The 13,065-nt window shown below is 53.1% G+C and carries 13 protein-coding genes and 1 other annotated feature; of the genes, 5 read left to right on the plus strand and 8 right to left on the minus strand.

Going from position 1 to position 13,065, the window contains the following annotated elements; all coding sequences use genetic code 11:
* Positions 1-273 precede the first annotated feature (273 nt).
* A complete protein-coding gene (locus FDW96_RS07165) occupies positions 274-546 on the plus strand; it encodes a hypothetical protein (protein WP_042308060.1) in 273 nt (90 codons plus the stop codon).
* Between the two features lie 194 nt (positions 547-740).
* On the plus strand, positions 741-2,213 hold the full coding sequence (locus FDW96_RS07170) for a GGDEF domain-containing protein (RefSeq protein WP_137365426.1): 1,473 nt from the start codon (positions 741-743) through the stop codon (positions 2,211-2,213).
* A 32-nt stretch (positions 2,214-2,245) separates the two neighbouring features.
* Here FDW96_RS07170 and trpA read toward each other — a convergent pair whose 3' ends face one another.
* The 6 genes from trpA to trpL form a co-directional block, all read right to left on the minus strand.
* The gene (gene trpA, locus FDW96_RS07175) at positions 2,246-3,052 is read right to left on the minus strand and encodes a tryptophan synthase subunit alpha (RefSeq protein WP_042308062.1); all 807 of its coding nucleotides are present in this window, start codon (positions 3,050-3,052) and stop codon (positions 2,246-2,248) included.
* A complete protein-coding gene (gene trpB, locus FDW96_RS07180; protein WP_042308063.1) occupies positions 3,052-4,245 on the minus strand; it encodes a tryptophan synthase subunit beta in 1,194 nt (397 codons plus the stop codon). The genes trpA and trpB overlap by 1 nt, the downstream gene beginning before the upstream one ends.
* Positions 4,246-4,255: 10 nt before the next feature.
* Positions 4,256-5,614: a bifunctional indole-3-glycerol-phosphate synthase TrpC/phosphoribosylanthranilate isomerase TrpF gene (trpCF, locus tag FDW96_RS07185; protein WP_137365678.1), complete on the minus strand. Its 1,359-nt coding sequence runs from the start codon at positions 5,612-5,614 to the stop codon at positions 4,256-4,258.
* 3 nt (positions 5,615-5,617) lie between these two features.
* On the minus strand, positions 5,618-7,213 hold the full coding sequence (gene trpD / locus FDW96_RS07190) for a bifunctional anthranilate synthase glutamate amidotransferase component TrpG/anthranilate phosphoribosyltransferase TrpD (protein WP_038640980.1): 1,596 nt from the start codon (positions 7,211-7,213) through the stop codon (positions 5,618-5,620).
* Entirely contained in the window at positions 7,213-8,775 is a 1,563-nt protein-coding gene (locus FDW96_RS07195; RefSeq protein ID WP_137350292.1) for an anthranilate synthase component 1, read from the minus strand. The genes trpD and FDW96_RS07195 overlap by 1 nt, the downstream gene beginning before the upstream one ends.
* Before the next feature lie 23 nt (positions 8,776-8,798).
* Positions 8,799-8,893 (minus strand) — a sequence feature (Trp leader region).
* A complete protein-coding gene (gene trpL / locus FDW96_RS07200) occupies positions 8,870-8,914 on the minus strand; it encodes a trp operon leader peptide (RefSeq protein ID WP_012905981.1) in 45 nt (14 codons plus the stop codon). (Overlaps the previous feature by 24 nt.)
* Before the next feature lie 135 nt (positions 8,915-9,049).
* Between trpL and rnm the strand changes: the two genes are divergently transcribed.
* From rnm to rluB, 3 genes are all read left to right on the plus strand, one after another.
* A complete protein-coding gene (rnm, locus tag FDW96_RS07205; RefSeq protein WP_137365427.1) occupies positions 9,050-9,928 on the plus strand; it encodes an RNase AM in 879 nt (292 codons plus the stop codon).
* Positions 9,925-10,545 carry an L-threonylcarbamoyladenylate synthase gene (locus tag FDW96_RS07210; protein ID WP_137365428.1) on the plus strand — a complete coding sequence of 207 codons (621 nt, stop codon included), beginning with the start codon at positions 9,925-9,927 and terminating at the stop codon, positions 10,543-10,545. The genes rnm and FDW96_RS07210 overlap by 4 nt, the downstream gene beginning before the upstream one ends.
* 100 nt (positions 10,546-10,645) lie before the next feature.
* A complete protein-coding gene (rluB, locus tag FDW96_RS07215) occupies positions 10,646-11,521 on the plus strand; it encodes a 23S rRNA pseudouridine(2605) synthase RluB (protein WP_038640972.1) in 876 nt (291 codons plus the stop codon).
* Positions 11,522-11,604: 83 nt separating this feature from the next.
* On the opposite strand, the gene cobO is transcribed toward rluB, so the two are convergent.
* Together cobO and FDW96_RS07225 are read right to left on the minus strand one after the other, a co-directional pair.
* Positions 11,605-12,195: a cob(I)yrinic acid a,c-diamide adenosyltransferase gene (cobO, locus tag FDW96_RS07220; RefSeq protein WP_042308071.1), complete on the minus strand. Its 591-nt coding sequence runs from the start codon at positions 12,193-12,195 to the stop codon at positions 11,605-11,607.
* Complete coding sequence (locus FDW96_RS07225) at positions 12,192-12,953, minus strand: YciK family oxidoreductase (protein ID WP_079223959.1); 762 nt, start codon at positions 12,951-12,953, stop codon at positions 12,192-12,194. Before FDW96_RS07225 ends, cobO begins: the two co-directional genes overlap by 4 nt.
* Between the last annotated feature and the right edge of the window lie 112 nt (positions 12,954-13,065).

The raw sequence follows: 13,065 nt of genomic DNA on the forward strand, positions 1-13,065 counted from the left end.
TCATCACCAAAACTTTATGATATTGCTGCGTCAGCGTTTCTATGCTCATCTCTTACACATTAAAAACAACGACCACATCTGAGATCAAATGTGGGTTGGGCCAGAGTCATTCGCTACCTGCGGATATGGACCTTAAAAGCACGAGGAAACCGCGCTCGGTCACAGCCATAACTGTGGCTGTGGTCAAGATTTGCCGCCAGAATCGTCAGTGCGTGCTTCTCCTTTTCGATGTAATGCTATTCTTTAAGCAAACTGGCTTTGAGAGTATTGACGATGTTAACCCGCCATCAGCTCCAGCAAAAAATCACACTTCTGGAATCATTCACCGGCGATGATACGGCTGAGTTTGCCCTGACAGTGGCGCGTGAGTTGCTGAATTGCATGAATAAAATTGAGATTATAGAGAAACGTATTGCCACTCCGGTTAAACTGCCCTATTGCAGCGCCAGTCCAGTTTGTGAGATCGAAGCAGGGTATGCCGCCGGTGTGAACGACTGTAGAGAGGCTATTCGTCGGGCAGGGTATCCCATTGAAGGGGAGGATTAGTTTGCATTTATGTTAACAAAAATGTGCTTTTATTGTATAAGGTTGTAACTTTAATTCACGCCCAAGAGCGACGCTATTTCAAATCATCATTAGTCTCAGGAAGGTTAACATTCTCTATCAACATACAGCATCGTTATGCAGCAACATAATCGGATAACCGGTTTGGCAATACTGTTAACTATCAGGGTGGGCTCGTGAAGATTGTGCAGGATAAGCTCAGAAACAGGCAGGCACTGCTGGTATCGGGGCTGATTACTCTGGTATTTACCTCGCTGTTTCTGTTTATCATCTACGAACAGCGTATAGCCACCACCAGTGAAGGCATTAACCGCCTGCAAGCTCGGATGCTGGATATTTTCAATGACAATGAACTGATCGCTGATGCGATTGGTGAACGTTATCATCACATCAAAAACGACGATCAATGTGGCGATATATCGCAATTCACCCCCAGGAATAAAGATGAATGGGGAATTAACGCCGACCCAAAGCGGGTGCATTCGGCAACTGGGACAATCATTACCCAGCAAACCAGCCGTGGCGCTTTGTGTATGTATGCGGCGGCGGAGTTTATACGTGGCATGGTGAATGAGTTAAACCCGGGCAGTTTTGATGCGCATCGTTACATCATTGCTAAAAACTCGGATTATTTTTACTGGTTCATGGCGTCTGACTCGCGCCATTTCAGCTTCTCCAGTTCTGACATGGCGCGGGATATCACCAACTTTTTCTATCCGCCCGTCGATTTCTATACCCGACTGTTGCAAAAAAACGTCAAAAACAAAGCCCTTAGTTCCACGAACTTCTATACCGATAAAATTACCGGCGAAAAAGCTTACAGCGTGGTGAGCTATATCTACGATCTGTCTGGCAAAGAAATATCAGATCAAATCGTGGCCTATCTGGTCTATGACCATTCAAAGCCTGAGTTGCAGGAGGCGCTGGCTAATGCATTTGACTATCAAATGCCACAGAGTCTGAATGTGGCGCTGGTGAATTTAACCAATAATGAAAGCCTCTGTTTATCCGGTAAATGCGTGGATAAAACGCGCCTGATGGTGCGTAAGCTATCAGATAAATATGCATTGCACTATTCGCTGTCATTAGGCCGCTTTATGGCACGTGACACACAGGCTGGGATCGTGATTCTGCTGGCGCCGTTCTTTTTCATCATGATCAGTTTCTCACTAAAATCCTGGCTGAATGAAAGCGACCTCAAGGTTTATATAGACACGCTGACCGGCTGCTTTAACCGCCGAATTCTCGATATCATCAAACGTCGTGATTTATCGCACTGCTCGGTGGTGCTACTGGATTGCAATAAGTTCAAGACTGTAAATGATACCTGGGGTCATGCGGCAGGCGATCGGGCGCTGCAAATTATCGCTAACAGAATGCTGTCTAACACTCGAACCAGTCACGATATCGTGATTCGTACCGGCGGGGATGAGTTTATGATCCTGTTGTTTCGCTCGCAGGCAAGTGACGCTACGGCAATTGCGCAACGCATTAGCGGGCAGGTGACCAGTCATGTGTTTGTGGTGGACGGTCATACTGTGCCATTGTCAGTATCGTGGGGGATTGCGGAAGTGAACGGCGAGTTGGATGTGGCAATTCAGAATGCGGATAACGCCATGTATAAAATGAAGCACAAGAAAGAAGGGTAAAACCGCCAGGAGTCTCTGGCGGTTGATTTAGCTTAGTAAGGCGTGGCCGCTTTCATCGCGCTGACAAAGGCTTTCAGCTCCGCCAGCATCTGCTCAGGCGCAGCAACATTCTTCTCAATGATTTTCACAATCGCTGAACCGGAAATTGCCCCGGCAGCACCGGCTTCAATCGCGCCGGTCACCTGGTCAGGTGCAGAGATACCAAAGCCCTGTAATGACGGAGGAGCACCATATTCTTTCAGCTTTTGGACCAGATGATGCAGCGGTAACGCCGCACGATTTTCAGCGCCAGTCACGCCGGCACGCGAAAGCAGATAGGTATAGCCGCGACCGTAAGAAGCAATCTGGCGCAGCAGTTCTTCATCAGCGTTCGGCGGGCAGATAAAAATAGGCGCAATGTTGTGGCGGAGCGCCGCAGCTCTGAATGGCGCAGACTCCTCAACAGGCACATCTGCCACCAAAACAGAATCCACGCCGACTTTCTCGCACTGAGCGTAGAATTCGTCAATACCCTTGCTGAACACCAGGTTGGCATACATCAGCAGACCAATTGGAATGGTGGGGTGTTTCTGACGAATCAATGCCAGCATCTCAAAGCATTGTGACGGTGTCACGCCCGCGGCAAATGCCCGCAGTGTAGCTTCCTGTATGGTCGGACCGTCCGCCAGCGGATCGGAGAACGGAATGCCGAGTTCAAGCGCATCAGCGCCAGCTTCAATCAGCGTATCAATGATTTTCAGTGACTGTTCGACCGACGGATCGCCCAGGGTTACGAAGGGGACAAAAGCACCTTCTTTGCGGTCCTTCAGCTGTGCAAAAAGATTTTCGTAACGTTCCATCAGATTTCCCCTCGCGCTTTCAGAATATCGTGTACGGTGAAAATGTCTTTGTCGCCGCGACCGGAGAGATTAACCACCAGTAACTGCTCTTTTTCCGGATTTTCACGCATCATTTTCAGGGCGTGTGCCAGGGCATGGGAGGATTCCAGCGCCGGGATGATCCCCTCGTGCAGACACAGCGTTTTAAAGGCTTCCAGCGCTTCATCGTCAGTGATTGAAACATAATCGGCGCGACCGATGCTGTTCAGGTAGGCATGCTGCGGCCCGACAGACGGGAAATCCAGACCTGCGGAAACAGAGTAAGACTCTTCAATTTGTCCTTCTTCAGTCTGCATCATCGGGGATTTCATGCCAAAGTAAATCCCGACACGACCATGTTTCAGCGGTGCGCCGTGTTCACCGGATTCGATCCCGTGACCGCCTGGCTCTACGCCAATCAGACCGACGCTGGTTTCATTAATAAAATCGGCAAACATGCCGATGGCGTTAGAACCACCGCCCACGCAGGCGATAACAGCGTCCGGCAAACGACCTTCTTTTTCCAGAATCTGCGCTTTTGTTTCTTCGCCGATCATGCGCTGGAACTCACGTACAATGGTCGGGAAGGGATGCGGTCCCGCCGCTGTCCCGAGCATATAGTGCGCGGTATCGTAGCTGCCAGACCAGTCGCGCAGGGCTTCGTTACAGGCGTCTTTCAGCGTTGCAGAACCGCTATGAACAGGAATGACTTCTGCTCCCATCAGACGCATACGGAAAACGTTAGGCGACTGACGCTCAACGTCTTTCGCACCCATATAAATACGGCATTTCAGACCCAGCAATGCACTGGCCAGCGCCGATGCAACGCCGTGCTGACCCGCGCCGGTTTCGGCGATGATTTCCGTTTTCCCCATACGCTTCGCCAGTAACGCCTGACCCAACACCTGGTTAGTTTTGTGCGCACCGCCGTGCAGTAAATCTTCACGCTTAAGATACAGCGTGGTGTTGGTCCCGTTAGTAATGTTCTGGCATTTGGTCAGCGCGGTTGGACGACCAGCATAGTTTTTCAGCAGATCGGTAAACTGCGCCTGAAACTCAGGATCTTTTTGCGCGCTGACGAAAGCTTCTTCCAGTTGACGCAGGGCAGGCATCAGAATTTGTGGCACATACATACCGCCAAATTCACCAAAGTACGGATTGAGTAATGTTGTCATGTCCTTTTCCTTAATATGCGCGCAGCGTCTGAAAGACCGAAGCCAGGAGTCGTGCATCTTTGATGCCCGGCTGTGACTCTACGCCAGAATTAAAATCGAGCCCGGCACAGCCGGTTTTTGCCGCGTTGACACAGTTATCAGCACCAAGTCCGCCAGCCAGTAAAACGTTATCCAGCGATTGCCCGCCTAAAAGCGACCAGTCGAATCGTTGACCGCTACCGCCCTGGCCGTTGTCGAACACGTACTTATCGACATGCTGATAATCCCTGGCTGGCAACGTTTCGCTCACGCTCAGCGCTTTCCAGATTTGCACCTGTTTGGGCAGCGCATCGCGCAGGGCGTCAACATAGGTCTGATCTTCGCTGCCATGCAATTGCACTGCACTCAGTCCCAGGGCCAACGCTTTGTCGCACACCTCGGTAATCTCGGTGTTACGGAACACGCCGACATACTGCAATGGCGCACCGCTTATCACTTCTCGCGCCTGCTCAACGCTAACCGCGCGCGGAGATGAGGGCACGAAAATCAACCCGCCATATATGGCACCCGCTTCATATGCCGCGTTTGCATCCTGAGCCCGGGTCAAACCGCAGACTTTGTTCTCACCAAGCAGAACCCGACGCACGGCGGCGTGCAGGTCACCATGCGACATCAGCGCAGAGCCAATCAGAAAACCGTTGGCGAAGTGGCTAAGTTCGCGTACCTGGCCGTAGGTATTAATACCGGACTCGCTGATGACGGTTACGCCATGACCCAGTCGCGGCGCCAGTTGGCGGGTGCGGTTCAGGTCAATCGACAGATCGCGTAAATCACGGTTATTGATACCAACGACTTTGGCGCCCAGAGCGATAGCACGCTCCAGCTCTTCTTCGTTACTGACTTCGGTCAGAACACCCATCTTCAGACTATGGGCCACGGCGGCGAGTTGACGATATTGCTCATCGTCCAGCACTGACAGCATTAGCAGGCAGGCGTCCGCCTGGTAGAAACGCGCCAGGTAAATCTGGTAAGGATCGATAATAAAGTCCTTACACAGGATGGGCTGCGACGCGATACGGCTGACGATGGGCAGGAAATCAAAGCTGCCCTGGAAATATTTTTCATCGGTCAGCACGGAAATCGCAGATGCGTAATGTTTATACACGTCCGCAATCAGTGCCGGGTCGAAGTCATCACGAATCACGCCTTTCGATGGTGAGGCTTTTTTGCACTCCAGAATAAAGGCGGTACGCGCGCCTTGCAGCGCATCGTAGAAATCACGAGCGCTGGGTTGTACGTCATTTTGAAAGCTGGCCAGCGGTTGTTGTTGTTTCCGGGCTTCTACCCAAATCGCCTTGTCAGCGACAATTTTCGCTAAAACGGTTTGCATCATTTACCCTCTTGCTGCCAGCGCAGTGACACGGTCATAGGCCGCGCCGCTACGCAGCACATTAATCACGGTTTGCGCATTGGTTTTTAAATCTTCTTCACCGTGCAGGCGCATTAACATGGCGACATTCGCGGCAACGGCTGCTTCATGAGCGGCTTCACCTTTACCTTGTAACAAGCGACTAAGAATGTCACGGTTTTCTTCCGGCGTGCCGCCCGCCAGCTGTTCCTGATGGTACGGCGTCAGGCCAAAGTCTTCCGCCGTCAGTTGATAGCTCTTGATTTCGCCATCATGCAACTCTGCCACAATAGTCGGCGCATGCAGCGAAACCTCATCCATGCCGCCGCTATGTACGACCGCGGCACGCTGATATCCCAATACGCGCAGCGTTTCGGCAATCGGTAGCACCAGTTCCGGGCTGTAAACGCCGATCAGCGCCAGCGGTGGATGCGCCGGGTTAATCAACGGACCGAGTACGTTAAACAGCGTGCGGGTTTTCAACTGTTGGCGTACCGGCATGGCGTGGCGAAAACCGGTGTGGTATTTCGGTGCAAACAAGAAGCACACACCAAGATCGTCAAGCGCCTGACGGGATTTATCGGCGTTCATGTCCAGATTAATGCCAAACGCCGCCAACAGATCCGAAGATCCAGATTTACTGGAGACGCTGCGGTTGCCGTGTTTGGCCACTTTCAGTCCACAGGCCGCCGCAACAAAGGCGCTGGCCGTGGAGATATTGATACTGTTACTACCGTCACCGCCGGTACCGACAATATCGGCAAACAGATAATCAGGGCGCGGGAACGGGGCGGCATTTTCCAGCAGCGCGGTTGCCGCACCGGCAATTTCATGCGGGTGTTCGCCACGAATTTTCATGCTCACCAGTGCCGCAGCGAGTTGTTCCGGCTTCAGTTCACCGCGTACTACGGCAGAGAACAGCTGGTGGCTTTCCTGCTGGGATAGCGTCTGAGCCTGATACAGTTTCTCCAGAATAGGTTGCAGCGTATTGGTCTGCTCGAGTTTCTGTTGCGCCCAGGCCAGCGTTTGCTCCAGCAGAAGCGCGCCCTGGGTGGTGAGGATCGATTCCGGATGGAACTGGAAGCCACACACGCGATCGGTATCGTGACGTACCGCCATCACCATGCCGTTAAAGTGGGCGTTGATGGTCAATCCGGCCGGAACGTTGCTGCCTACAAGCGAGTGGTAACGCGCTACCGGCAATGGATTCGCCAGACCGCTGAACATTGCCTGACCGTCGTGTTCAATGCTGGACGCTTTACCGTGCAGGATCTCGCCTGCCTGACCGACATAGCCGCCGTAGGCTTCAACAATCGCCTGATGCCCCAGACAAATACCGATAATCGGCAGCTTGCCGCGCAGGCGGGTTAACAGCTCCGGCATGCAGCCCGCTTCGCTTGGCGCACCGGGCCCCGGCGAGAGCATCAGCACCGGGTTTTTCATGGTTGCTAAGCGGTCAATTAACGTCTGGGCCGGAATATGGTTGCGGTAAATCACCACGTTATGACCGTTAGTACGCAGCTGATCCGCCAGGTTATAGGTAAATGAGTCGATGTTATCGAGCAGCAGAATGTCAGCCATTAGAAAGTCTCCTGTGCGTGGTGCGCGGTGGCGATAGCACGCAAAACCGCACGCGCTTTATTACGGGTTTCATCGGCTTCAGACTGCGGAACAGAATCCAGAACAATCCCGGCACCGGCTTGTACGGTGGCAATACCGTCTTCCACGAGGGCGGAACGAATCACAATACAGGTATCCAGATCGCCATGGGCGGTAAAGTAGCCTACCGCGCCGCCATAGCTGCCACGGCGACGACCTTCGGCCTCGGCGATAAGCTGCATGGCGCGAACTTTCGGCGCACCGCTTAGCGTGCCCATATTCATACAGGCGCGGTACGCATGCAGCACATCCAGATCGCTACGCAGTTCGCCGACTACGCGGGAAACCAGGTGCATCACGAAGGAGTACCGATCCACTTTGGTGAGGTCTGCAACGTAGCGGCTACCCGGCGTGCAGATGCGCGCCAGGTCGTTACGCGCAAGGTCAACCAGCATCAGGTGCTCGGAAAGTTCTTTATGATCGGTACGCATCTCCAGCTCGATACGGCTGTCGAGATCGCGGTCCAGCGAGCCATCCGCCCGGCGACCGCGCGGACGCGTTCCGGCAATCGGGTAGATCTCAATCTGCCGGCTGGTGGCATCATATTTCAGCGAGCTTTCCGGAGAGGCGCCGAACAGCGTGAAATCGTTGTCCTGCATGAAAAACATATACGGGCTGGGATTACTTTTCTTCAGCACATAGTAGGCCGCCAGCGGTGACGGGCAGGGCAATGAGAAACGGCGGGACGGAACTACCTGGAAAATCTCGCCTGCGCGAATGGCTTTTTGCATCCCGCGCACCACAGCGCCAAATTCTTCATCGCTCTGGTTACATTCGCAGCGCATCTGCGGAATTTCTGTCACGGGCAGCGGCGGTGCAGGCTCGGTAAGCTGCTGACTCAGTTGCGCCAGACGAGCGTTCAGACGCTGTTTTTCGCCATCGCTGGGGGTAAACACGCTGGCCTGAATGCGGGTACTTTTCTTCTGGTGGTCGATGACCATCAGCGTCTCTGCCAGATAAAAGCAGTAGTCCGGGCAACGATTGCCCGCCTCAAGCTGAGGTAAATCCTCAAAACCGGCAACCAGGTCATAGGAAAACAGACCGCCGAAGAACATCGCTTCACGTTCTTGCGCAGGGACATTGATCAGTTCCTGTAATAAACGAAAAGCGTCAAATACGGAAAGGGAACATAAGCGGGCGTCCTCATCCAGCAACGGGCTTACATTGGGAAATTTCAAATGGCGAATGTTCGGCTGTTGTTCGTTTTCAACGCCAGCAGGCAGCGCAGCATCCAGCAGGGGTAGCAGCGATGCGCCGTTCGCGGATAGGGCCTTGATAGTGACAGTGTCACCCAGAGCGGTGATGCGCAACGCGCTGTCGACCAGCAACAAGCTCTTCAGATCATCTTTGCTATTAATATCTGCGGATTCAAGCAGCAGCGTCGCTGGACGCGCGCCACACACCTGATGAAACAGCGCTGTTGGATTCTCACGGTAGGCGGCATCGCAGGTAAGCAGTTCGAGTGTCGGTTTTTGTGTTTGCATCGTTGTTCTCATTAATTTTGTTCAAAAAAAAGCCCGCTCAGTTGGCGGGCCGGGTATCTGGTTGCATATTGCAGACGTAAGACACTGCCCGAAATCAGGAAGTGCGCCACCAACCGTGCAGGACAAATGTTGCTTTCATCTCAGATACCTTCTTCATGTGAACTTGCGTACTAGTTAACTAGTTCGATGGAGTAAAGTCAACACCTGATTTCAGTAAATTTGTCGAAACCGCTATGATGGGCGCGTTACGACATTTATTTAAACGGGAGCCGCCTTGAGCGACACGAATTACGCAGTGATTTATGACCTGCACAGTCATACTACAGCCTCTGATGGGCGATTAACCCCTGAAGCCTTAGTACACCGTGCGGTAGAGATGCGAGTCGGTACACTGGCGATCACCGATCATGACACCACGGCTGGTATTGCGGCGGCAAGAGAAGAAATTTCACGTTCGGGTTTAGCGTTAAATCTGATCTCAGGTGTTGAGATTTCTACGGTGTGGGAAAATCATGAGATCCATATTGTGGGTCTGAATATTGATATTTCTCATCCACTGATGTGCGAGTTTTTGGCGCAACAAACGGAACGTCGTCAGCAGCGCGCGCGCCTGATTGCTGAACGACTCGATAAAGCGCATATTCCCGGCGCATGGGAAGGCGCGTTGCGTCTGGCTGATGGCGGGGCGGTCACTCGGGGTCATTTTGCGCGTTTTCTGGTGGAGTGCGGAAAAGCCACGACAATCGCGGATGTTTTTAAAAAATACCTTGCCCGTGGGAAAACCGGTTACGTTCCGCCGCAGTGGTGTACAATAGAACAAGCTATTGATGTCATTCATCATTCTGGCGGTAAGGCAGTTCTGGCTCATCCTGGGCGGTACGATCTTAGCGCTAAGTGGCTGAAAAGACTGGTTGCACACTTCGCCGAACATCATGGTGACGGGATGGAAGTGGCACAGTGCCAACAGTCTCCCAATGAACGCACCCATCTGGCGACGCTTGCGCGCCAGCATCAATTGTGGGCATCGCAGGGATCTGATTTTCATCAGCCCTGCCCGTGGATTGAACTGGGTCGTAAACTCTGGTTGCCCGCGGGCGTAGAAGGCGTCTGGCAACTTTGGGAACAGCCTGAGATTACAGAGAGGAAAGTATGAGCCAGTTTTTTTATATTCATCCCGAAAACCCGCAGCCGCGGCTGATCAATCAGGCCGTTGAAATCGTGCGTAAGGGCGGGGTGATCGTCTATCCAACCGATTCCGGCTATGCGTTGGGCTGCAAAATTGAAGATAAAGGCGCGATGGAGCGCATTTGTCGCATTCGTCACCTGCCGGATGGGCACAACTTTACGCTGATGTGTCGTGACCTGTCCGAACTGTCGACCTATTCGTTTGTCGACAACGTGGCCTTTCGTTTAATTAAAAACAACACGCCGGGCAACTACACCTTCATCCTGAAAGGGACGAAAGAAGTGCCGCGCCGTTTGTTGCAGGAAAAACGTAAGACCATCGGCCTGCGTGTGCCGTCGAATCCCATTGCGCTGGCGTTGCTGGAAGCGCTGGGCGAGCCGATGCTCTCTACATCGCTGATGCTGCCGGGCAGTGAATTTACCGAGTCTGACCCGGAAGAGATTAAGGATCGTCTGGAGAAGCAGGTGGAGCTGATTATCCACGGCGGCTATCTCGGCCAGCAGCCGACCACGGTCATCGATTTAACTGACGATTCCCCGGTGGTCTTGCGTGAAGGCGTCGGCGACGTTAAACCTTTCTTATAAGGGCGCGAACCGCTATACTACGCGGCCTTAAAATGGCGCTGACTGGCGCCGTTGATTCTCCTGTTCGACGCCTGTGAAGGCGACATCTAAAGGAAGCTCTATGAGCGAAAAGTTACAAAAAGTGCTGGCGCGCGCCGGCCACGGTTCTCGCCGTGAAATTGAAACCATTATTGCCGCGGGCCGTGTGAGCGTTGATGGCAAAATTGCCACGCTCGGCGATCGCGTTGAAGTGACGCCGGGTCTGAAAATCCGTATCGACGGTCATCTGATTTCAGTTAAAGAGTCTGCGGAACAAATCTGTCGCGTTCTGGCCTATTACAAACCAGAGGGTGAACTGTGTACCCGTAACGACCCGGAAGGTCGTCCGACCGTATTTGATCGTCTGCCAAAACTGCGCGATGCGCGCTGGATTGCCGTGGGACGTCTGGATGTGAATACCTGCGGTTTATTGTTGTTCACTACCGACGGTGAACTGGCAAACCGTCTGATGCATCCAAGCCGTGAAGTTGAGCGTGAATATGCGGTGCGTGTGTTTGGTCAGGTTGATGACGCGAAACTGCGTGATCTGAGTCGTGGCGTACAGCTGGAAGATGGTCCGGCGGCGTTTAAAACAATCAAGTTCAGCGGTGGTGAAGGGATCAACCAGTGGTACAACGTCACGCTGACTGAAGGACGTAACCGTGAAGTACGTCGCCTGTGGGAAGCTGTAGGCGTGCAGGTAAGTCGTCTTATCCGTGTCCGTTACGGCGATATCCCGCTGCCGAAAGGCCTGCCGCGTGGCGGCTGGACGGAGCTTGATCTTGCGCAGACCAACTATTTACGTGAACTGGTGGAGCTGAAGCCGGAAACGACCTCTAAAGTTGCCGTCGAGAAAGATCGTCGTCGTATGAAGGCGAACCAGATCCGTCGTGCGGTGAAGCGCCACTCACAGGTCGGCAGCAGCCGTCGTCCGGGTGGTCGCAGCAACAACGGTTAATCATGACCAGGCCTGATAAGCAAAGCGCCATCAGGCGTTAGCGTGGAGCCGGATGCGGCAAAAGCGCCTTATCCGGCCTGGTGTCAGTAATCAATTCCCATCTGAGCCTTCACGCCTGCTTCAAACGCGTGCTTAACCGGGCGCAGTTCGCTCACCGTATCTGCTAACTCCAGAATATCGCGATGACATCCCCGACCGGTGATAATCACCGTCTGATGGGCAGGACGCGTATTTAAGGCATTGATAACCTCTTCAAGCGGCAGATAGTCGTACGCAACCATATAGGTCAGTTCGTCCAGGATAACCATATCCAGTTCAGCATCAGCCAGCATTCGCTTTCCATGTTCCCATACGGCCATACAGGCTGCGGTATCCGACTCGCGGTTTTGCGTGTCCCAGGTAAATCCTGTCGCCATAACCTGAAACTCTACGCCATGGGGTTCGAGTAAGTTTCGTTCACCGTTTGGCCAGGTACCTTTAATAAACTGCACCACGCCGACTTTTTTACCATGGCCCACCGCGCGCGTGGCGGTCCCGAACGCAGCGGTGGTTTTACCCTTACCGTTTCCGGTGAATACGATAATGATCCCGCGTTCATCCTTTGCAGCGGCAACGCGGGCATCAACCCGCTCTTTAACGCGCTGCTGGCGCTGCTGGTAGCGTTCTTCACTCATTGAGCTATTCCTGGTTTACGGCCCGGCTGGGCATCGAAAGTCATACCGGTTTTACGGCGGCTGTCATCGCCCATCAGCCACAGGTAGAGCGGCATAATATCGGCGGGGGTTTTCAATTTTTGCGGATCTTCAGTTGGAAATGCACTGGCTCGCATTCCGGTACGCGTACCGCCTGGATTGATACAGTTTACGCGCAGGTGACGGTTCTGATATTCATCTGCCAGAACCTGCATCATGCCTTCGGTAGCGAATTTGGAGGTAGCATATGCGCCCCAATTGGCGCGTCCCTGGCGACCGACGCTGGAAGAGGTAAAGACCAGCGATCCGGCATCGGATTTCAGCAATAGCGGCAGCAATGCCTGGGTCAGCATAAAGGTGGCATTCACATTTACCTGCATGACATCTTGCCAGATCTGCGGATTTTGCTCACTCATTGGACAAATATCACCCAGTAATCCGGCATTATGTAGTACGCCATCCAGACGTGGAAAATGTGCGGCAATGCGCTGTGCGAGCTGGTGGCATTCTTCAGACGTACAAGTGAGCAGATCCAGCGTGAACCAGTGTGGCTGCGTACCGTTTTCATCGGCAATAGTGCGGGCAACCTGGCGCAGTTTTTCTTCGTTACGCCCAAGCAGAATAACGGTCGCGCCGTAACGCACATAGGTCTGTGCAGCTTCACGTCCGATACCATCACTGGCACCGGTAACCAGAATAATGCGGTCCTGTAAAAGGTCTTGTTTAGGTTGGTAATGCACGGCTACTCCTCGGCGACGCCCTGGCCATCTCGTTCGCAATAACTTTTGGGCTTTATGCCTTAAACCCTGTTCTTTTTCAATCAGCCAAAGGCAATAACACCGCAAAATGAAC

Origin of the sequence: Citrobacter sp. TBCS-15, from assembly GCF_005280815.1 — a bacterium.
GTDB classification, from domain to species: domain Bacteria; phylum Pseudomonadota; class Gammaproteobacteria; order Enterobacterales; family Enterobacteriaceae; genus Citrobacter; species Citrobacter werkmanii.

Coding starts and splice junctions, on each gene's coding strand:
- FDW96_RS07165 (WP_042308060.1), top strand. CDS start 274: ATGTTAACCCGCCATCAGCTCCAGCAAAAAATCACACTTCTGGAATCA.
- trpA (WP_042308062.1), bottom strand. CDS start 3,052: ATGGAACGTTACGAAAATCTTTTTGCACAGCTGAAGGACCGCAAAGAA.
- trpB (WP_042308063.1), bottom strand. CDS start 4,245: ATGACAACATTACTCAATCCGTACTTTGGTGAATTTGGCGGTATGTAT.
- trpCF (WP_137365678.1), bottom strand. CDS start 5,614: ATGCAAACCGTTTTAGCGAAAATTGTCGCTGACAAGGCGATTTGGGTA.
- trpD (WP_038640980.1), bottom strand. CDS start 7,213: ATGGCTGACATTCTGCTGCTCGATAACATCGACTCATTTACCTATAAC.
- FDW96_RS07195 (WP_137350292.1), bottom strand. CDS start 8,775: ATGCAAACACAAAAACCGACACTCGAACTGCTTACCTGCGATGCCGCC.
- FDW96_RS07210 (WP_137365428.1), top strand. CDS start 9,925: ATGAGCCAGTTTTTTTATATTCATCCCGAAAACCCGCAGCCGCGGCTG.
- rluB (WP_038640972.1), top strand. CDS start 10,646: ATGAGCGAAAAGTTACAAAAAGTGCTGGCGCGCGCCGGCCACGGTTCT.
- cobO (WP_042308071.1), bottom strand. CDS start 12,195: ATGAGTGAAGAACGCTACCAGCAGCGCCAGCAGCGCGTTAAAGAGCGG.